Source organism: Micromonospora sp. NPDC047074, assembly GCF_040643815.1.
Classification (GTDB): domain Bacteria; phylum Actinomycetota; class Actinomycetes; order Mycobacteriales; family Micromonosporaceae; genus Micromonospora.
This window is the reverse complement of sequence record NZ_JBEYVB010000001.1, coordinates 337,470-356,195: the sequence shown is the minus strand read 5'-3', so window position 1 is coordinate 356,195 and position 18,726 is coordinate 337,470. Positions and strand designations below refer to the sequence as shown.

The 18,726-nt window shown below is 73.1% G+C and carries 13 protein-coding genes; 10 read left to right on the top strand and 3 right to left on the bottom strand.

Features of this window, described 5'->3' with window-relative positions; all coding sequences use genetic code 11:
• Nucleotides 1-91: 91 nt before the first annotated feature.
• The 4 genes from ABZ809_RS01730 to ABZ809_RS01715 all read left to right on the top strand — a co-directional run bounded on the left by ABZ809_RS01730 (nt 92) and on the right by ABZ809_RS01715 (nt 7,108).
• Nucleotides 92-1,879, top strand: a complete 1,788-nt coding sequence (locus ABZ809_RS01730) for an HSP90 family protein (protein WP_357560397.1) — start codon at nt 92-94, stop codon at nt 1,877-1,879.
• 3 nt (nt 1,880-1,882) lie between these two features.
• Nucleotides 1,883-4,753, top strand: coding sequence for a hypothetical protein (locus tag ABZ809_RS01725; RefSeq protein ID WP_357560396.1), 2,871 nt, complete (start codon nt 1,883-1,885; stop codon nt 4,751-4,753).
• 131 nt (nt 4,754-4,884) lie between these two features.
• Nucleotides 4,885-5,517 carry a TetR/AcrR family transcriptional regulator gene (locus ABZ809_RS01720; RefSeq protein WP_357560395.1) on the top strand — a complete coding sequence of 211 codons (633 nt, stop codon included), beginning with the start codon at nt 4,885-4,887 and terminating at the stop codon, nt 5,515-5,517.
• 223 nt (nt 5,518-5,740) lie between these two features.
• Complete coding sequence (locus tag ABZ809_RS01715; RefSeq protein WP_357560394.1) at nt 5,741-7,108, top strand: biotin carboxylase N-terminal domain-containing protein; 1,368 nt, start codon at nt 5,741-5,743, stop codon at nt 7,106-7,108.
• A gap of 133 nt (nt 7,109-7,241) precedes the next feature.
• On the opposite strand, the gene ABZ809_RS01710 is transcribed toward ABZ809_RS01715, so the two are convergent.
• Complete coding sequence (locus ABZ809_RS01710; RefSeq protein WP_357560393.1) at nt 7,242-7,775, bottom strand: hypothetical protein; 534 nt, start codon at nt 7,773-7,775, stop codon at nt 7,242-7,244.
• Between the two features lie 213 nt (nt 7,776-7,988).
• Between ABZ809_RS01710 and ABZ809_RS01705 the strand changes: the two genes are divergently transcribed.
• Entirely contained in the window at nt 7,989-8,900 is a 912-nt protein-coding gene (locus ABZ809_RS01705) for a hydroxymethylglutaryl-CoA lyase (RefSeq protein ID WP_357560807.1), read from the top strand.
• A gap of 53 nt (nt 8,901-8,953) precedes the next feature.
• Here the strand turns inward: ABZ809_RS01705 and ABZ809_RS01700 are convergent, their stop codons facing one another.
• Entirely contained in the window at nt 8,954-9,511 is a 558-nt protein-coding gene (locus ABZ809_RS01700) for a snapalysin family zinc-dependent metalloprotease (RefSeq protein ID WP_357560392.1), read from the bottom strand.
• 187 nt (nt 9,512-9,698) lie between these two features.
• On the opposite strand from ABZ809_RS01700, the gene ABZ809_RS01695 reads away from it, so the two are divergent.
• The 3 genes from ABZ809_RS01695 to ABZ809_RS01685 all read left to right on the top strand — a co-directional run bounded on the left by ABZ809_RS01695 (nt 9,699) and on the right by ABZ809_RS01685 (nt 15,371).
• Nucleotides 9,699-11,231, top strand: coding sequence for an acyl-CoA carboxylase subunit beta (locus ABZ809_RS01695; protein ID WP_357560391.1), 1,533 nt, complete (start codon nt 9,699-9,701; stop codon nt 11,229-11,231).
• A 163-nt stretch (nt 11,232-11,394) separates the two neighbouring features.
• Nucleotides 11,395-12,549, top strand: coding sequence for an acyl-CoA dehydrogenase family protein (locus ABZ809_RS01690; RefSeq protein WP_357560390.1), 1,155 nt, complete (start codon nt 11,395-11,397; stop codon nt 12,547-12,549).
• A gap of 143 nt (nt 12,550-12,692) precedes the next feature.
• Entirely contained in the window at nt 12,693-15,371 is a 2,679-nt protein-coding gene (locus tag ABZ809_RS01685) for a helix-turn-helix domain-containing protein (RefSeq protein ID WP_357560389.1), read from the top strand.
• A 252-nt stretch (nt 15,372-15,623) separates the two neighbouring features.
• Here the strand turns inward: ABZ809_RS01685 and ABZ809_RS01680 are convergent, their stop codons facing one another.
• Nucleotides 15,624-16,133 (bottom strand): MarR family transcriptional regulator, encoded by a 510-nt coding sequence (locus ABZ809_RS01680; RefSeq protein WP_357560388.1) that lies wholly within the window; start codon nt 16,131-16,133, stop codon nt 15,624-15,626.
• A gap of 102 nt (nt 16,134-16,235) precedes the next feature.
• Here ABZ809_RS01680 and ABZ809_RS01675 point away from each other — a divergent pair, with 102 nt between their 5' ends.
• Together ABZ809_RS01675 and ABZ809_RS01670 are read left to right on the top strand one after the other, a co-directional pair.
• Nucleotides 16,236-16,817, top strand: a complete 582-nt coding sequence (locus tag ABZ809_RS01675) for a YceI family protein (protein WP_357560387.1) — start codon at nt 16,236-16,238, stop codon at nt 16,815-16,817.
• 419 nt (nt 16,818-17,236) lie between these two features.
• Nucleotides 17,237-18,715, top strand: a complete 1,479-nt coding sequence (locus tag ABZ809_RS01670) for a glutamate--cysteine ligase (protein ID WP_357560386.1) — start codon at nt 17,237-17,239, stop codon at nt 18,713-18,715.
• The last annotated feature ends 11 nt before the right edge of the window (nt 18,716-18,726 follow it).

Below are 18,726 nucleotides of genomic sequence, written 5' to 3'. Positions count from 1 at the left end.
CGAGTCGTTCGCGGCTCGACAGCGGTGAGGGCCAGCGCGTGTCGGTGATGATCGGTACGGTGGGCGCCGGCATCGGACCGGGAGCACCAGCGTGGACCACACCTTCCAGGTCGACCTCCGTGGCGTGGTCGACCTGCTCAGTCACCATCTCTACGGCAGCCCGCGGGTGTACGTCCGCGAGCTGCTGCAGAACGCCGCCGACGCGATCACCGCGCGTCGGGCGGCCGACCCCGACGCGCCCGCGTTGGTACGCATCGAGCCGCCGGAGCTGACCGACGACGGCACCCTGCGGGTGCACGACACGGGTATCGGCCTCACCGAGGCGCAGGTGCACGAGCTGCTGGCCACCATCGGTCGCAGCTCCAAGCGCGACGAGCTGGGCTTCTCCCGGCACGAGTTCCTCGGCCAGTTCGGCATCGGCCTGCTCTCCTGCTTCCTCGTGGCCGACGAGATCCGGGTGGTGACCCGGCACGGCGACCACCCGACCGTGCACTGGACCGGGCACTCCGACGGCCGGTACGCCGTCGAGCTGGCCGCGCCCGGGGCCGGGCGGTCCGCCCCCGGCACCACGGTGACGCTGGTGCCGCGCCGGGACGCCGACCAGTGGTTCGGCACCCCGACCGTGGTCGACCTGGCCCGGCTCTTCGGCTCGTTGTTGCCGGTCACCGTCCGGGTCGGTGACGTGGTCACCACGGCCGGCCCGCCGCCGTGGCCGACCACCCCCGGGGCGCCGGTCGACCGGGCGGCCCTGGTGCGCTACGCCCGGGAGACGTTCGGCTTCGACCCCTTCGACGTGCTGCCGCTGTCGGTGCCGGAGGCGGGCCTCATGGGGGTCGCCTTCATCCTGCCGACGGGGGTGAACCCGGCGTCCCGGGCCGGCCACCGGGTCTACCTCAAGCGGATGCTGCTCACCGAGCACGCCGACGGGCTGCTGCCCGACTGGGCGTTCTTCGCCCACTGCGTGGTGGACGCCAGCGAGCTGCGGCCGACGGCCAGCCGCGAGTCGCTCTACGAGGACACCCTGCTCGCCGCCACCCGGGAGGCCCTCGGCGACCAGGTTCGTGGCTGGCTGGTGCGGCTCGCGAAGCACGACCCGCGGCGGCTCGCCGAGTTCCTCCGGGTGCACCACCTCGGGGTCAAGGCGCTCGCCCTGCACGACGACGAGATGCTCCGCCTGGTCGACCAGTGGTGGCCGATGGAGACCAACGTCGGCACCCTGACCCTGGCCGAGTTCCGGCAGCGGCACGGGCTCGTCCGCTACGCGGCCAGCCTGGACGAGTTCCGTCAGCTCGCCGCCGTCGCCGCCGCACAGGACGTGGCCGTGGTGAACGGCGGCTTCACCTACGACACGGAGCTGATCGAGCGGCTGCCGACGGTGGACCGGTCCGTGCTTATCGAACGGCTGGAGCCCAGCGACCTGACCACCCGCTTCGCCAGCCTCGACCCCCAGGTCGAGCTGGCCCTGCGGCCGTTCCTCACCGGTGCCCAGCGGGCACTGGAACGGCTCGGCTGCGAGGTGGTGGTGCGGGCGTACGACCCGGTCTCGCTGCCGGCGCTCTACCTGGTCAGCCGGTCGGCGGCGTTCAACGACCAGCTCGCGGCGACCCGGGACCGGGCCGACGAGCTGTGGGGCGGCGTACTCGACGCGCTCGCGGCGTCCGCCCCGCCGGACCGGCCGCAGCTGGTGCTCAACCACCGCAACCCGTTGGTCCGCAGGGTGACCACGCTGGCCGACCCGGAACTGGCCGGGCTGGCCGTCGAGGCGCTCTACGGGCAGGCGCTGCTGCTCGGGCACCATCCGATCCGCGCGGCCGACGCCGCGTTGCTGAACAGTTCCTTCCTCGGCCTGCTCGGCCGGGCCGTGCCGGGACAGGAGTGAGTGGTGAGCGCCGAAGACGAGGACCTGTGGCGGGTGTTCCGCGAGGTCAGCAACATGCCGTACGGCGCGGGGCAGATCGCCGCCCTGGAGCAGCTGCTGCGGCGGGTCGACGCCGGTGACGACCGGGAGCTAGCCTTCCTGACCCGGATGCGGGGCACCACCGCGTACGTCTACGGCGGCGAGCCGGCGAAGTCCTTCGTCACCTTCTCCTGGTGCCTGGCCGAGTTCGACCGCGATCCGCAGCCCTACCACCAGCGCCACCTCCACCAGTTGCTCTGGCACTTCAAGTACATGGTCAACGGGCTGCTGAAGTTCCCCGAGGTGCCGCTGGACCGTACGCACGCGGTGCTCGACGACATGGAACGCCGCTACCGCGCCGGTGGCCACAGCCTCCAGGCGGTCCACAAGCACCGGTTCCTCGTGGCGGATCACCTGGGCGACGCCGAGACGGCCGCGCACTGGTACCGGCTCTGGCAGACGACCCCGCGCGACGAACTCTCCGACTGCGCGGGCTGCGACCCCACGACCACTGCCCGGTACCTCGCCAACAGTGGCCGGTACGCCGAGGTGGTCGCGCTGGCCGAGCCCGTCCTCGCCGGCCGGCTGACCTGCACCGAGCAGCCGCAGAACATCCTCACCGCGTTGCTGGTGCCCTACCTGCGCACCGGCCGTACGGAGGAGGCGCGCGACGCCCATCGGGAGGCCTACCGCCGGCAGCGGGGCAACCTGTCGGATCTGTGGGAGATCGCGGACCACGTCGAGTTCTGCACGCTGACCGGCAACGACGCCCGCGCGGTGGAGATCGTCGAGCGGCATCTGGACTGGCTCGACCGGGCTCCGTCACCGGCCGCCGCCATGCACTTCGCCGCGGTCGGTGCCGCCGCGTTGCGCCAGGCCGGCGAGTCGACCGTCTACCGGCGGGCGGCCGGTGACCGGCCGGCCGGCGAGATCGGTGCGCAGGCACTGGCCGCCGAGCTGGCCGCGACCGCCACCGGTCTGGCCGCCCGGTTCGACGCCCGCAACGGCACGTCGTACCAGTCGGAGTGGATCGCCCGACGGATCGCCGTCGAGCCGACCGGTGAGCACGTGCCGCTCTCGGCCAGCCTGCGCCGTCGACCCGCTCCGGCCACGACCGCCGGTCCGGCCGACGTGGCCGACCAGGCCCCGGTGCCGGCCACCACCACGGCCGCCACCGTGCCGGTGCCGACCGACGCCGACGCCGACGAACTGCTCGACTTCGCCGAAGAACGGCTGCGCCGCCACGACCACGAGGCGTTCCGCGCCGCGCTGGCCGCCTGGGACGACCGGTTCGGGTCCGGGGAACCCCCGGCGTCGACCGTGGCGCACCGGTTGGAGCTGCGCGCCGCCGAGTTGGGCGACGAGGACGACGTGGCGGCCACGGTCGCGGCCCACCGGGCGGCGCTCGCGGCGTACCGGGAGCTGGGTGACGAGGTCCGCGCGCAGATCGTCGCCGGTCGACTCGGCGTGCTGCTGGCGATGGCCGACGAGACCGCGGACGAGGGGCTGGAACTGGTCCGGGCGTCGGCCGAGGTGCTGGACGCGCGGGGCGACGACCGGCAGCGGGCCGCCGGGCTGGACCGCGTCGCGCTGGCGCTGCTGCACCGGGAACGCTGGTCGGAGGCGGTCGAGACCCTCGACCGGGTGCCGGCCGACGCGGGCGGCGACCCCTACCTGGCCGCCCGGATCGCGCTGCACCGGGCCCACCTGCTCAGGCAGCTCGACCGGGAGGCGGAGGCCCACGCCGCCGCGGCCCGGGCCCGCGACCTCGGCCGGGAACTCGGCCTCGGCGACGTCGTCACGGCCGCCTGCCTGGCGTACGCCCAGACGGCTGACGATCCGGCCGAGGCGGTCGCCGCCTGTGACGAGGCGCTGCGGGTGGCTCCGGCCGACGCCCGGCTGCCGGTCCGGGTCACCCGGGCCCGGGCGTCGATGGCCGCCGACCGGGCCGCCGACGCGGTGGACGACTACGTCGAGGCGGTGACGCTCTGCGTGGAGCGCGGCGCCGCCGGGGATGCCCACCTGCGGTGGGAACTGGCGAACGCGTACGCGGTCGCGGGCCGGCTGGCCGACGCGGCCGAGGTCGCCGAGGAGGCGGTGCTCGGGCTGGACCGGCTCGGCGCCCAGGCCGAGGCCGACCAGTGCCGGCACCTGCTGGCCGGCGTCTACGAGCGGCTCGGCGAGGTCGATCCGGCACTCGCCCTGCTGGAGCAGCTCGTCACGAACCTGGACGGTCCGGACAATCTACCGCACCGCGCCCAGATCCTGGAGGAGGCCGGCGGGCTTCTCGTCGACGCCGACCGGGACGGGACCGGGGCGGCCAGGTTCTCGGCGGCGGCGACCGCGTACCGGCAGGCCGAGATGCCGCTCGACGAGCTTCGGGCCCGCCGCCGGGAGGCGTACGCGTGGCTCTGGTCCGGCGACTGGGAGGCGGCCCGGCGCACCGTCGACGTGGTCGACGACCTGGCGGCGAAGCTGGCCGGGCAGCCGGACGAGCCACCCCTGGTGACGTACGAGCTGGCCCTGGCGGCCGAGGTCGGTGCGCGGGTGGTGGCCAGCGGCGACCGGCTGGCCGAGGCGTACGACCGGCTGGCCGGGGTGCCGGCGAGGCTCCGGTCGATCGAGGCGTTCGGCGAGGCCGCGCAGGTGGAGATCCTCGCCGGCGAGCTGCTGCTGCGGCTGGGGCGGCCGGCCGAGGCGGAACAACTGCTGCGCGTCGTGCTCGGCGGGCTGCCCACCGGCTCCCGACCGGTGCCGCAGACCGTCCACCTGCTGGCCCACGCGCTGGACAGGCTCGACCGACCGGCGGAAGCGGCCGCCCTGCGGGCCGAGTACGACCTGCACGACGAGGACTGACCGCCGGTCGGGCGAGCAGGCCCTTATTCCTGCTCGCCCGGGCCCGGTCCGGGGCGGAACCCGGCCGCACGTGAGCCAACCGACCGATAACCGAGGCTCCGTGCCGGGCGCTCGCGGTCTAGGCTTGCCCGGTGACGGTCGAGCAGCGGGCCCGGGGCAGGGCCAACGGTGCCGCGGGGTCGGGTCGACGTCGGTCCCGCAGGGACGAGATTCTGGAGATCGCGGTCGGCCTCTTCGCCGCCCGGGGCTACCACGGTGTCTCGATGGACGACATCGGCGCGGCCGCCGGGGTCACCGGGCCGGCGCTCTACCACCACTTCGCCGGCAAGGAGGCCATGCTGGTCGCCGCGCTGATCCCGGTCAGCGAGGAACTGCTCACCGGAGGCCAGGAACGGTCCGCCGGCCGCCCCGACGACCCGCGCGGCGCGCTGGAGTCGCTGATCGACTTCCACGTCGACTTCGCGCTGGCGAATCCGGCCGTGATCGCCCTGCACCTGCACGAGCTGGATCGTCTCCCCGACGAGCCCCGGCACCGGATCCGCCGGCTCCAGCGGCTCTACGTCGAGGAGTGGGTGACCGTGCTGACCACGCTGCACCCGGGGCTGCCCGACGGCGAGGCGCGGGTGCTGGCCCATGCCGCGTTCGGCCTGATGAACTCGACGCCGTTCCTCGGCGGCGAGGTGGACCGTCGCCGCCGGGCCGAGCTGCTGCGCGCCGCCACCCTGTCCGCCCTCCTGGCCCCCCTGGAACCTGACCGGGCCTGACCGCGACCCGATCCGTGGCCGCCTGTTCGTGGCCCCGGTCCGGCGTGGCAGCCAGGCCCGGGCCGCTGCCACCCGTGGCGCCCGGTAGCGTCCGCCCGGGTGTCGTTTCGGGCGGACGCTACCGCGTCTGGTGGACCGTGGCGGCGAGAGGCGGTTCCGCCGGCTCGTCGGTACGGTTCCGGGCCCCCTGGCACCCGTCCTGACCCCGGACGCTGGAGGAAACATGATCGAGTCGCTGCTGGTCGCCAACCGGGGCGAGATCGCCCGCCGGATCATCCGTACCGCCAGGCGGCTCGGCATCCGTGCGATCGCCGTGTACTCGGAGGCCGACGCCGGCCTGCCGTTCGTGACGGAGGCCGACGAGGCGGTGTGCGTGGGACCGGCCAACCCGGCCCAGAGCTACCGCAACGTCGAGGCCATTCTCGCCGCCGCCGAGTCGACCGGGGCGCAGGCCATCCACCCCGGTTACGGCTTCCTGTCGGAGAACGCCGACTTCGCCCGTACCGTCGAGGCGAGCGGGCTGATCTGGATCGGGCCCGGCGCGGACGCGATCACCGCGATGGGTGACAAGATCAATGCCCGGAACCTGATGGCGGCGGCCGGGGTGCCGGTGGCGCCCGGCACCACCGACCCGGCGGCCGACCTCGACGCGGCGGTCGCGGCGGCGGCGGAGATCGGCTACCCGGTGATGGTGAAGGCCGCGGCCGGTGGCGGCGGCATGGGCATGGGAGTGGCGACCGACGAGGCCGCACTGCGCACCGAGTACGACAAGGTGCGCTCGTTCGCCGAGCGGATGTTCGGCGACGGCTCGGTGCTGATCGAGCGCTACTTTCCCCGGGTGCGCCACGTCGAGGTGCAGATCCTCGGCCTCGCCGACGGCCGGGTGGTGGCCCTCGGCGAGCGGGAGTGCTCGGTGCAGCGACGCAACCAGAAGCTGGTCGAGGAGTCGCCGTCCCCTGCGGTCTCCCCGGAGCTGCGCGAGCGCATCCTGGCCGCCGCCGTGCGGGCCGGCGAGGCGGTGGACTACCGCAACGCGGGCACGGTCGAATGCCTGCTGGTCCCGCGCCAGCGGGACGCCAGGGGTGACGGCTCCGACTCCGAAGAGTTCTTCTTCCTGGAGATGAACACGCGGCTCCAGGTGGAGCACCCGGTCACCGAGCTGGTCTACGGCGTCGACCTGGTCGAGGAGCAGCTGCGGGTGGCTGCCGGCCTGGCACCGACCTTCGACCCGGACGCGCTCGCCCCGCGGGGGCACGCCATCGAGCTGCGGGTCAACGCCGAGGACCCGAAGCGCTTCCTCCCCGGCCCCGGCGTGGTCAGGACGTGGGTGGAGCCGGCCGGCGAGGGCGTCCGGGTGGACTCCGGCTACGTCGAGGGCAACACCGTCACCCCGTTCTACGACAGCCTGATGGCCAAGCTCATCGTGAGCGGCGAGGATCGGGCGCAGGCGGTCGAGCGGGCCCGGGCGGCGGTGGCGGCCTTCGAGATCGCCGGCCCCAAGTGCAATCTCCCGTTCTTCGCGGAGCTGCTGGAGAACGACGAGTTCCTCTCCGGCGACTACGACACCGGCATCGTCGGCCGCATGCGCTGACCCCTCCGGCCCGCCGGTCCGTGGCCCTGGCGCGCCACCATCACGTCTGCGGGGGCCGGGCCACGCGCGGCCCGGCTCCCGCAGCCGGACGATCCTCCGGAACGAGCCGACGCGACGTCATGGCCCGGAAGGTTCAGGGGCGGATCTTCCCGCGCCGCTCGGCGACCCAGAAGTCGCGTCCCTGCTCGGTGGCGAGCACCACGAATGCGAGCGCCGCCCCGGCGGCGTACACCCAGGCCCCCGGCCCCGCGTCCCACCCGTCCCCGCTCGGGACGATGGCGAGCAGCCCGGCCCCGACGGCAGAGAGCAGCACGAGCCAGCCGACAACGAGCCCGGTGCGCTCCCCGGTGCGACCCGCCGAGCGCTTGCCGATCATCGCGAGGAGGAGCAGCGTCGCGCCCGCGACCACGAGGAGAGCGAGGAACGTGACGGCGAAGAACGCGTCGGCCCCGCCGGCGGTGAATCCGATCGTCAGCATGCTCTCGTCGTACAGCTCTTCCTGCTCCTCGAAGGCCGCGTACGGCAGCAGCAGCCCGACGACGACCAGGGCGGCGGCAGCCAGTGACACGAGGCGCAGCAGGATCGTCTCGAGCCGGTCGACCCGCTCGCGCACCTGTCGCAGTTCGCGCGTCGAGTCGTCGTCCGTCACGGCGTCCACGGCGTCCACGGCGCGGAGACTAGCAGCCACGCGGGAGCCGGACGATCCTGTGGCCTCGGCGAGGTGAGCATCCCCGGCCACCCTGGCGGTCGGTGCCGGCGTTCTGGTTCCCTGGGAGGATCACCGGTCGGTCGGCGTCGCCGCCGGCCGCCTCCACGAGAGGCGGCGCGGCGCGACGGTATCCCGGCGGCCCGACGTCACAGCGAGGTGACCATGAGCCAGATGCCAGCGGCGGTGTCGATCCGGGAGGTCGGGCCGCGCGACGGGCTCCAGAACGAGGAGCCGATCCCGACCGACGCCAAGGTGCGGCTGCTCGACGCGCTCTCTGGCACGGGGGTGCAGCGGATCGAGGCCGTCTCGTTCGTGCATCCGAAGGCGATTCCGCAGATGGCCGACGCCGACGAGGTGTGGCGGCGGGCCGCGAAGGCCGACGGCGTGCGCTACTCGGCGCTGGTGCCGAACACCCGGGGCGCACAGCGGGCGCTGGCCGCCGGGTTCACCGAGATCGAGGTGGTGGTCTCGGCCAGCGACACGCACAACCGGCGCAACGTGAACCGCTCCACGGAGGAGTCGCTGGACGACATCGCCGAGCTGATCGACCTGCTGCACGGCGCGGGCGCGCAGGCCGAGGTGATCGTGGCGACCAGCTTCGGCTGCCCGTACGAGGGGGACACCGACCCGGCCCGGGTGGCCGCCATCGTGGACCGGGTGGTCCGCGACGGCGCCGACCGGGTGGCCTTCGGCGACACCACCGGCATGGGTACGCCCCGGCGGGTCCGCGAGCTGCTGACGGCGGTACGCGACCGCAACGCGCACGTGCCGGTGCTGCTGCACTTCCACAACACCCGGGGTACGGCGCTGGCCAACATGCTGACCGCGCTGGAGCTGGGGGTGACCGAGTTCGACGCCAGCGTCGGCGGCCTCGGCGGCTGCCCGTACGCGCCGGGGGCCAGCGGCAACCTGGCCACCGAGGAGGCGGTGCACATGCTGCACGACATGGGCATCGAGACCGGCATCGACCTGGACGCCCTCGTCGAGGTGGCCGAGCTGGCCGAGCGGCTGGTCGGCAGGCAGCTTCCGTCCGGGGTGCTCCGCGCGGGTCCGCGTACCCGGCTGACGCCGCTGCCGGGCTGACCACACGCGGGAGGGGCCGGCACGACGCCGGCCCCTCCGTCACACCTGGTCGGTCAGCCCACCGTGGTGAGCGTGGCCGGCCAGCTGTCCTGGAAGATCTGCGACCCGGCGCGGTTGGTGCCGAGGCCGGCGAAGAGGCTGGTCACCCGGTTCGCCTCGGTGGTGCTCGGGTACGGGTTGGTGCAGCTCGTGCCGGCGCTGCCGCCGGACATCAGGAGCGCGCAGTTGCCGTTGTAGTTGTCCGGCAGGCCGAGGATGTGCCCGATCTCGTGGGTCATGATCCGCAGCGGGCTGTACTGCTGGGCCTGCTGGGTGTCGATGTAGACCCGGCCGTTGCCGAGGCTGGTCCGGACGGCGTACGAGCCGCCGCCGGTGATCTGGTAGATCCGCAGGTTGGAGCCGCAGTTCGCGGTCAGCGTCAGGTTCGACGTGGCGTTGTTCCAGATCGTGGCGGCCTGGTTGGCGATGTTGACGAAGCTGCCCGCCTGGCTGGTGTTGTAGCAGATGGTCGTGGCGGCGGAGGCGGGCGACGGGTTGGCGACCGTGAGGCCGAGGGTGGCGAGTGCCGCCGCGACGCACGAGACCGCGAGCCGCTTGAGTCGTGAGGTCATCGCTGACTCCAATCCGAGAGGAGGATGTCTGGAGCCTAGACATAGAGATTCATGATTTTCAATGTTTCTTCGCCTGGCGCGAACGAATGACGCTCAGGTCGCCGCGCCGCCGGCCCGCCGCTCGCCGGCCGTCGCGCGGATGCGATAGCCTAACGATCGTTCAGGTCGGTACGGCGAGGGAGTCGGCGTGACGCTCGACGGTGAGGCACTGGAGCAACTGCGCAAGCGGGCCCGGGCCGGCGGTGCGGACAAATACCATGCGGCCAACGCGGCCAAGGGCAAGCTCTTCGCCCGGGAGCGGGTCGCGCTCCTGGTGGACGAGGGTTCCTTCGTCGAGGACGGCCTCTACGCCAACGCCATGGCCGAAGGGCTGCCCGCCGACGGGGTGGTCACCGGCACGGCCACCATCGACGGCCGCCAGGTCTGCCTGATGGCGAACGACTCCACGGTCAAGGCCGGCAGTTGGGGTGCCCGTACCGTCGAGAAGATCATCCGGATCATCGAGCGGGCCTACTCGACCGGCGTGCCGATGGTCTACCTGGTCGACTCGGCCGGCGCCCGGATCACCGACCAGGTCGACCTCTTCCCCGGCCGCCGCGGCGCCGGCAAGATCTTCTGGAACCAGGTCCGCGCCTCCGGTTCCATCCCGCAGGTCTGCGCGCTGTTCGGGCCGAGCGCGGCCGGCGGGGCCTACATCCCGGCGTTCTGCGACGTCGTCGCGATGGTGGACGGCAACGCCAGCATGTATCTCGGCTCCGACCGGATGGTCGAGATGGTCACCGGCGAGAAGACCACCCTGGAGGCCATGGGCGGGGCCAAGGTGCACTGCGCCGAGTCGGGCGTCGGGCACTTCCTCTGCAAGACCGAGGCCGACGCCCTCGACGTGGTGAAGCGCTACCTGTCGTACCTGCCGGCGAACTGGACGCAGCAGCCGCCGGCCGCGCCCGCCGTCGAAGCGCCGGAGAAGGCGGACCTCGCCGCGCTGGTGCCGGCGAGCGAGCGGCAGGCGTTCGACATGCGGCGGTACGTCAAGGGCCTGCTCGACGACGGCTCCTTCTTCGAGATCCAGGCGCTCTGGGCCAAGGAGCTGACCATCGGCTTCGGCCGGCTGAACGGCGAGGTCGTCGGCGTGGTCGGCAACAACTCGATGTTCAAGGGCGGGGTCCTCTTCGTCGACTCGGCCGACAAGGCGACCCGGTTCGTGCAGCTCTGCGACGCGTTCAACGTGCCGCTGCTGTTCCTCTCCGACGTGCCCGGGTTCATGGTCGGCAGCGCGGTGGAGAAGCAGGGCATCATCCGGCACGGCGCCAAGATGATCACCGCCATCTCCGAGGCGACCGTGCCGAAGATCTGCGTGGTGGTCCGCAAGGCGTACGGCGCCGGCCTCTACGCGATGGCCGGCCCGGGCTTCGAGCCGGACGCCACGATCGCGCTGCCCACCGCCAAGATCGCGGTGATGGGGGCCGAAGCGGCGGTCAACGCGGTCTACGCGAACAAGATCGCCGCGATCGCCGACGAGACCGAGCGGGCCGCGTTCGTCGCCGCGAAGCGCGAGGAGTACGAGCGCGACATCGACGTGGTCCGGCTCGCCAGCGAGCTGGTCGTCGACGCGATCGTGGAGCCGCACGAGCTGCGCGCCGAGCTGGTCCGCCGGTTCACCGCCGCCCGCACCAAGGACCGCCACTTCTCCCGGCGCCGGCACGGCGTCACCCCGGTCTGACCCCGCGGCCGGCCGCACCCCGGCCGGCGCAGGCTCGAACCGCCGGCCCACCCGGCGGCGTGGGGCTCGTACGCCGGTCCACCCGGCCTGCGGGCCCGAACGGCACCAGCGACCGTCTCCGGCGTCACGAGCGCCCGGCGGCCCATCCACACAGGAGGATTCCATGGACTTCCGGCTCACCGAGGAGCAAGAGGCGCTCCGGGAGAGCGTGCGGGAATTCGCGCGCGAGGTGGTCGCCCCGGTGATCGCGGAGCACTACGAGAAGCACACCTTCCCGTACGAGGTGGTCCGCCAGATGGGCAAGATGGGCCTCTTCGGCCTGCCCTTCGCCGAGGAGCACGGCGGCATGGGCGGCGACTACTTCGCGCTCTGCCTCGCGCTGGAGGAGTTGGCCCGGGTCGATTCGAGCGTCGCGATCACTTTGGAGGCGGCCGTCTCGCTGGGCGCGATGCCGATCTACCGCTTCGGCACCGAGGAGCAGAAGGCGCAGTGGTTGCCGAAGCTGCTCAGCGGGGAGGCACTGGCCGGCTTCGGGCTGACCGAGCCGGGCACCGGCTCCGACGCCGGCGGCACCCAGACCCGCGCGGTGCTCGACGAGTCCACGGACGAGTGGGTGATCAACGGGTCGAAGGCGTTCATCACCAACTCGGGCACCGACATCACGGCGCTGGTCACCGTCACCGCGGTCACCGGCACCCGCCCGGACGGCGCCAAGGAGCTGTCGACCATCATCGTGCCCTCCGGCACGCCGGGCTTCACCGTCGCGCCGGGCTACTCGAAGGTCGGCTGGAACGCCTCCGACACCCACGAGCTGACCTTCGACGACTGCCGGGTGCCGGCGGCGAACCTGCTCGGCGAGCGCGGCCGGGGCTTCGCCCAGTTCCTGCGCATCCTCGACGAGGGGCGGATCGCCATCGCCGCCCTGGCCGTCGGCCTCGCCCAGGGCTGCGTCGACGAGTCGGTCCGGTACGCGAAGGAACGCCAGGCGTTCGGCCAGCCGATCGGCAACTACCAGGCGATCCAGTTCAAGATCGCCGACATGGAGATGAAGGCGCACACCGCCCGGCTCGCCTACTACGACGCCGCCGCGCGGATGCTCGCCGGCGAGCCGTTCAAGCGGCAGGCCGCCATCGCCAAGCTGCACGCCAGCACCATCGCGGTGGACAACGCCCGCGAGGCCACCCAGATCCACGGTGGCTACGGCTTCATGAACGAGTACCCGGTGGCCCGCTTCTGGCGTGACTCCAAGATCCTGGAGATCGGCGAGGGTACGTCCGAGGTGCAGCGCATGATCATCGCGCGCGATCTGGGCATGTGACGACGACGGTGGGGGGTGGCGGTCGCTGACCGGCACCCCGCACACACCCCACCCTTGCGCGTCCTGTCGGATATCCGCAGAAGGCGTCCGCAGGGCGACGGTCGGCTGCCATCGGTCACACCCCCTCCGTACCCTTCCTGCCCATGACGCCGGACCATGATCGTTCGCGGCATTCGGGTGGGCGTACCGGACTGCCGGAGCTGTTGCGCGGGCACCGCCTCGCCGCCGGCCTCACCCAGACCGAGCTGGCGGGTAGGGCCGGTGTCGGCGTCCGGACCGTCCGCGACCTGGAGCGGGGGCGGTCATCCCGGCCGCAGCGCACCACTGTCGAGTTGCTGGTCGGCGCGTTGGAGCTGAGGGGGGCCGCCCGGTCGGCGTTCCTGGCCGCCGCCCGGGGCCAGCTTTCGGCCGCCCCGCCGGTCGCCCCGGGAGGCGCGCCGCCGGCCGGCACCGACGTCGACCACCACGCCGGTACGCCGGCCCCGCTCCCGGCCCCGGTCGCGCTGATCGGGCGGGACCGCGACCGCGCCGAGCTGGTCGAGCTGCTCACCGACGAGCGCGGGCCCCAACTGGTCAGCCTGGTCGGGCTGGCCGGGGTGGGCAAGACCGCGTTGGCCCTGTCGGTGGCCCACGCCGTCGCCGACGACCACCCGGGCGGGGCGGCCGGGGTGCTCGTCGGCGAGGGCTCGGACACCGCCGACGTGCTTTCCGCCTCGGTCGCGGTCTTCGGCGCCGCCCGCGTGCCCGAGCTGGCCGTCCGCCTCGACGGCCGGCCGGCGCTGCTGCTCGTGGACGCCGCCGAGCGCTCGCCCGACGCGGTCGCCGAGACGGTGCACCGGCTCGCCGGCGCGATCCCGTCACTGCGGGTGCTGGTCACCGGCCGGCACCCGGTCGGCCTGCCCGGGGAGCGGGTGTGGCCGGTGTGCCCGCTCGACGTGCCGCCGCCGGGGAGCGAGCAGGCCGGCCCGACGGCGCTGGCGGACTATCCCGCGGTGGCGCTCTTCACCGCCCGGCTCGCCCAGGTCCGCCGGGAGCCACCCGGCCCCGCCGAGCTGCCCGCCCTGGCCGCGCTGGTACGCCGCCTGGGCGGGCTGCCGCTCGCCATCGAGCTGATGGCGGCCCGGGGGCGGATCCTCGACGTCAACGAGCTGCTCGACCGGTACGGCGACCGCGTCCTCGACCTGGCCACGTCATCGGCGGCCGAACGGCCGGGCTGGGACATGGCGGAACCGGGCCGCCCGGAGGGCCCCCGGGCGGCGGTCGGGGAGACCCTGCGGGACGCGGTGGCGACCAGTTACCGGCTCCTCGCCCCGGACGAGCGGGCCGCGCTGCGCCGGCTCGCCGCGTTCGGCAACCGCTGGTCGGTCGAGCTGGCCGAGGAGATGCTCGCCGACCCCGCCGACCGGGACGGGACGGTCGTGGTGGACCCGGTCCCGCTGCTCGACCGGCTCCTCGAACTCGGCCTGTTGAGCGTCCGGGGCACCGGGCCGTTCCGCTTCCGCCTGCTCGACGCCGTGCGGGACTTCGCCGGTGAGCAGGCGATCGGCTCCGGTGAGCTGACCGTGATCCGCCGCCGGCACGCGCAGGTCGTCGCCCGGCTGGTGGTGCGGAACGCGCCGGAGCTGGTCGGCGCCGACCTGCCGGCGGCGGTGCACCGCCTGGACGAGGTGACCGGCGACATCAGCTCGGCCCTGGCGCACGCCGCCGTCGACGACCCGTTGACCGCGCTGCGGCTGGCGGCGGCGTTGCCCCGGTGGTGGCGGTTCCGGGGGCGGGACATGAGCGGCCGGCAGTGGCTCCGGCGGCTGCTGGCGGATCCGCGTACCGCCGACGTGGATCCGGTGCTGCGGGCGTGGGCGTCCGTCGGCGTGGCCCGGCTCGCCGCCGAGCACGGCGGCGGAGCCGAGGAGATGCCGGCGGCCCGGTGGGCGCTGGCCGTGTTCCGGGAGGCCGGGGACGTCACCGGGGAGCTGGAGGCGCGTACGGTGCTCTGCGCGCTGCTGGTCGCCCTCGGCGAGCACGACGAGGCGCGGGAGCAGGCCGAGGCGGTGCTCGCGCTGGCCGTTCAGGCGGGACGGGTCAGGGACATGGCGGTGGCGCAGAACAACCTCACCTGGCACGACATCCGGGGCGGCGACCTGACGGCGGCCCGGCGTCGGCTGGCCGTGGTCGACCGGCTCGCCGCCCAGTGCGGAGAGCAGCGGCTGCGGCTGCTCGCGCGGGCCAACCTCGCCGAGGTGGCCCGCCTGGAGGGCCGGTACGCCGACGCCGTCGACCAGGGCCGGCGGGTGGTGGAGGCGCTGGAGGACCTCGGCGACCCCGGTCATCGCCGCCGGGCCCTCGGCACGGTGGGTCTGGCGTTGGCCCGGGACGGCCGGTCCGTCGAGGCGGCCGGCGTGCTGGCCGAGCTGCGCCCGATCCCGGGGCTGCCCGGGCCGCGCACCGCTGATGCCTGGCCGTCCAGGCACTCCCGGGCGACGCCACCGTACGGAGTGCGTCGGGAGGACGGGATCTGTGCGCTGATCGAGGGGAACCTGGCCCTGCACCGTGGCGATCGTGAGCTGGCGGCGGAGTGGTTCGCCGCCGCGGCCGAGGCGGGCGTGGAGGGCCAGGACCGGCGCGACGTCGTGGAGGCGTTGGTCGGGTTGGCGGCGAGTTCGGGGGATCCGGCCGTGCTGGACCGTCTCGACCGGGTCTGCCGGCAGAACGGCATCCGGCTGCTGCCGCACGAGGAGGAACTGATCCACGCGGTGACCGCGGGCCGGGGTCTGTCGCCCGGCGAGAGCCGTGGCGGTTCGCCCGGAGCAAGCGACCATGGCTGATGTTGCCGTGGTCGCGAGAGGGGGTGCTGCACCCGGCAAACCGGGGGTGGCGCGGGCGACGAAGCCCCTCTTGCTACCCCTCGCTCGTCGCCCGCGCCGTCACCCCCCGGTGCGTCCCCACTGCCCGAAGACTAGCCACCGCGCGCCAGCGACTACGTCCGGTTTGATCGCCTACGCCCCGTGGCTGCGGCAGTTCTGCCGCTCTTTCTGCCGGTGTCTCTTTCTGCCGGTGTCGGGCGGCCTGGGGACGGGTCAGCAGGCGGTGGCCGACCCGTCGCCGTCGGGGGTTGGTTCGGTGCTTCCGGCGGTGGCGCCCGGGTGCACCGCGTCCCGCACCCGGCGCAGAGCGTCGAGCAGGGCTTTCAGCGCATCCGGGTCGAGTTGGCCGGTGAACCACTGCTCGATGATCCGCAGGTGCCCGGGCAGGGTCTCGTCGAGCCGTTGCAGGCCGGAGGCCGTGACCACGGCGAACGAGCTGCGCCGGTCGGAGGGGCAGGCGCGGCGGGTGAGCAGCCCGTCCCGCTCCATCCGGTCCACCACCCGGGTGACCCCGCTCGTCGACAGCGAGGTCTGCGCGGCCAGGTCGGTCATCCGTAGCTGGTTGCCGGGTGATCGGGCGAGCCGGGTCAGCACCTCGAACTCGACCGGTGAGAGGCCGTGCTCCTCGTACTGGGCGGCGAATCGGGCCGAGAGGCCGGCGTGCGCCTCGACGAGCAGGCCGACGGCGGTGATCCGGGGATCGTCGAACACGTTCTGGTCCACCTGGCCATCGTAGCAGTCCTTGACACTGGGAATGTTGTTGTGCCTATAGTTGCTTAAGCAGTCGTTGGGCTACTAAACAATCTTCCCTCGGAGGGCAGTTCCATGACCAGCAGCACCGAATCCGTCACCCGCGACTGGGACGGCCTCACGATCCCGAGCGCCGGCACCTACCTGCTGGACGTGGCGCACCGGCGCGTGGGCTTCGTCGCCCGCCACATGATGGTCAGCAAGGTACGCGGTGAGTTCGCCGACGCGACCGCCACCATCACCGTCGGCGAGGACCCGCTGCAGTCCTCGGTCAGTGCCACCATCCAGGCGGCCAGCATCAACACCAACCAGACCGACCGGGACGCCCACCTGCGCAGCCCCGAGTTCCTCGACGCGGAGGCCTTCCCGACGCTGGAGTTCCGCAGCACCGGCGTGAAGTCCCACGACGGCAACGAGTTCGTCCTCTCCGGCGAGCTGACCATCAAGGGTGTGACCCGCCCGGTCGACCTGGAGGTCGAGTTCGAGGGCGTCGGCCGGAGCCCGTTCGGGCAGGACATCTTCGGCTTCTCCGCCACGACGGAGATCGACCGTGAGGACTTCGGCCTGACCTGGAACGTCGCCCTGGAGACCGGTGGCGTGCTGGTCGGCAAGAAGATCAAGATCGAGATCGAGGGCGAGGCCGTCCGCCAGGCCTGATCCCGCCGTACCGCTTCCGGGCCCGCGCCGTCCCACGGCGCGGGCCCGGCGCATGTGGTCCCGCGATTCCCGCCCGAGATCCGCCCGGGGATTCCGACTACTCGCAGGAAAGAGTGGCCTCCCACGCCTCGGAGGGGACAACTTCCGGGAAGTAGCGCGATCTTGGTCGACGCCGGGGCGGGCGGTGCGGGGCGGGTGCGATTTCTCACCAGGCGCTCGCCCGGGCAGTTGATGGCAGGGGGCACACGCTGGGTAGAGATGCCGCCAGGAGCACACCGTCGACCGGAGGCGGTCGCCTCGGCAGTTCGATCACGGCAGTACGCCTCTGGCCGCGACGATGCCGACGCTCCTAACGTGGAGGGTTCACCCGCGCTGTCCGGGCCGATGCGGTCCGACTGCGCCTCGCGCCGGGAGGAAACATGGGCAGGGACGTCGAGCAGGGCGCCTTCTCCCGGGAGGACCGGGTCCGCTACCGACACAAGGTCCGGCGGTGCCTGGACGTCTTCGCCCTGATGCTCGACGACTTCGGCTTCGACGCCGACCGGCCGATGACCGGGCTGGAGATCGAGCTGAACCTGGTCGACTCGTCGGCCGAGCCGGCGATGCGCAACGCCCAGATCCTCGCCGACATCGCCGATCCGCTCTTCCAGGCCGAGTTGGGCCAGTTCAACCTGGAGCTGAACGCGCTGCCCCGACTGATCGAGGGGAACGGGTTCGCCGACTACGAGCAGGACCTGCGCGGCAGTCTCTCCCGGGCCGACGAACGGGCGGGCAAGTCGGACGCGAAGATCGTCCTGGTCGGGATCCTGCCCACCCTCACCGAGCGCCACCTGGTCGAGGACAACCTCTCCACCAACGAGCGCTACCGGGTGCTCAACGACCAGATCGTCGGCGCCCGGGGCGAGGACATCGAGCTCGACATCCGGGGCGTCGAGCGGCTTCAGACGCACACCGACTCCATCGCCCCCGAGGCCGCCTGCACCAGCCTCCAGTTCCACCTCCAGGTCGCCCCGGACAGCTTCGCCGACTACTGGAACGCCTCCCAGGCCATCGCCGGGGTGCAGGTCGCCGTCGGCGCCAACTCGCCGTTCCTCTACGGCCGTCAGCTCTGGGCGGAGACCCGGATCGCGCTGTTCGAGCAGGCCACCGACACCCGGCCGGACGAGCTCAAGGCGCAGGGCGTACGCCCCCGGGTCTGGTTCGGCGAACGCTGGATCACCTCGATCTTCGACCTGTTCGAGGAGAACGTCCGCTACTTCCCGCCGCTGCTGCCGATCTGCGAGGACGAGGATCCGGTCGAGGTCCTGCACGCGGGCGGAGTGCCGAAGCTGGGCGAGCTGCGCCTGCACAACGGCACCGTCTACCGGTGGAACCGGCCGGTCTACGACATCATGAACGGCCGTCCGCACCTGCGCGTGGAGAACCGGGTGCTGCCGGCGGGGCCGACCGTCGTCGACATGCTCGCCAACGCCGCCTTCTACTTCGGGCTGGCGCGCGGGCTGGCGGAGGCGGACAGGCCCATCTGGAGCCAGCTCACCTTCAGCTCGGCCGAGGAGAACTTCCACGCCGCGGCGCGGCGCGGCATGTCCGCCGTCCTGCACTGGCCCCGCCTCGGCGAGGTGCCGGTGACCAGGCTGGTGCTGGACGTCCTGCTGCCCACGGCCGCGGCCGGGCTCGACCGGTTCGGGGTGGCCCCGGCCGAACGCGACCGGCTGCTCGGCATCATCGAGCAGCGCTGCCGTACGGGCCGCAACGGCGCGGTCTGGCAGACCGAGGCGGTATGGGCGGCCGAGCGGCACCGTGGCATGGACCGGAAGGCCGCCCTGCACGACATGGTGCAGCGGTACGCCGAACTGCAACGCGGCAACGAGCCCGTGCACACCTGGCCCGTCGACTGACCGGGCTGCCC

Excerpts from the sequence above, each read along its gene's own strand:
- ABZ809_RS01715 (WP_357560394.1), top strand. The coding sequence starts at position 5,741 with ATGATCGAGTCGCTGCTGGTCGCCAACCGGGGCGAGATCGCCCGCCGG.
- ABZ809_RS01705 (WP_357560807.1), top strand. The coding sequence starts at position 7,989 with ATGCCAGCGGCGGTGTCGATCCGGGAGGTCGGGCCGCGCGACGGGCTC.
- ABZ809_RS01700 (WP_357560392.1), bottom strand. The coding sequence starts at position 9,511 with ATGACCTCACGACTCAAGCGGCTCGCGGTCTCGTGCGTCGCGGCGGCA.
- ABZ809_RS01690 (WP_357560390.1), top strand. The coding sequence starts at position 11,395 with ATGGACTTCCGGCTCACCGAGGAGCAAGAGGCGCTCCGGGAGAGCGTG.
- ABZ809_RS01685 (WP_357560389.1), top strand. The coding sequence starts at position 12,693 with ATGACGCCGGACCATGATCGTTCGCGGCATTCGGGTGGGCGTACCGGA.
- ABZ809_RS01675 (WP_357560387.1), top strand. The coding sequence starts at position 16,236 with ATGACCAGCAGCACCGAATCCGTCACCCGCGACTGGGACGGCCTCACG.
- ABZ809_RS01670 (WP_357560386.1), top strand. The coding sequence starts at position 17,237 with ATGGGCAGGGACGTCGAGCAGGGCGCCTTCTCCCGGGAGGACCGGGTC.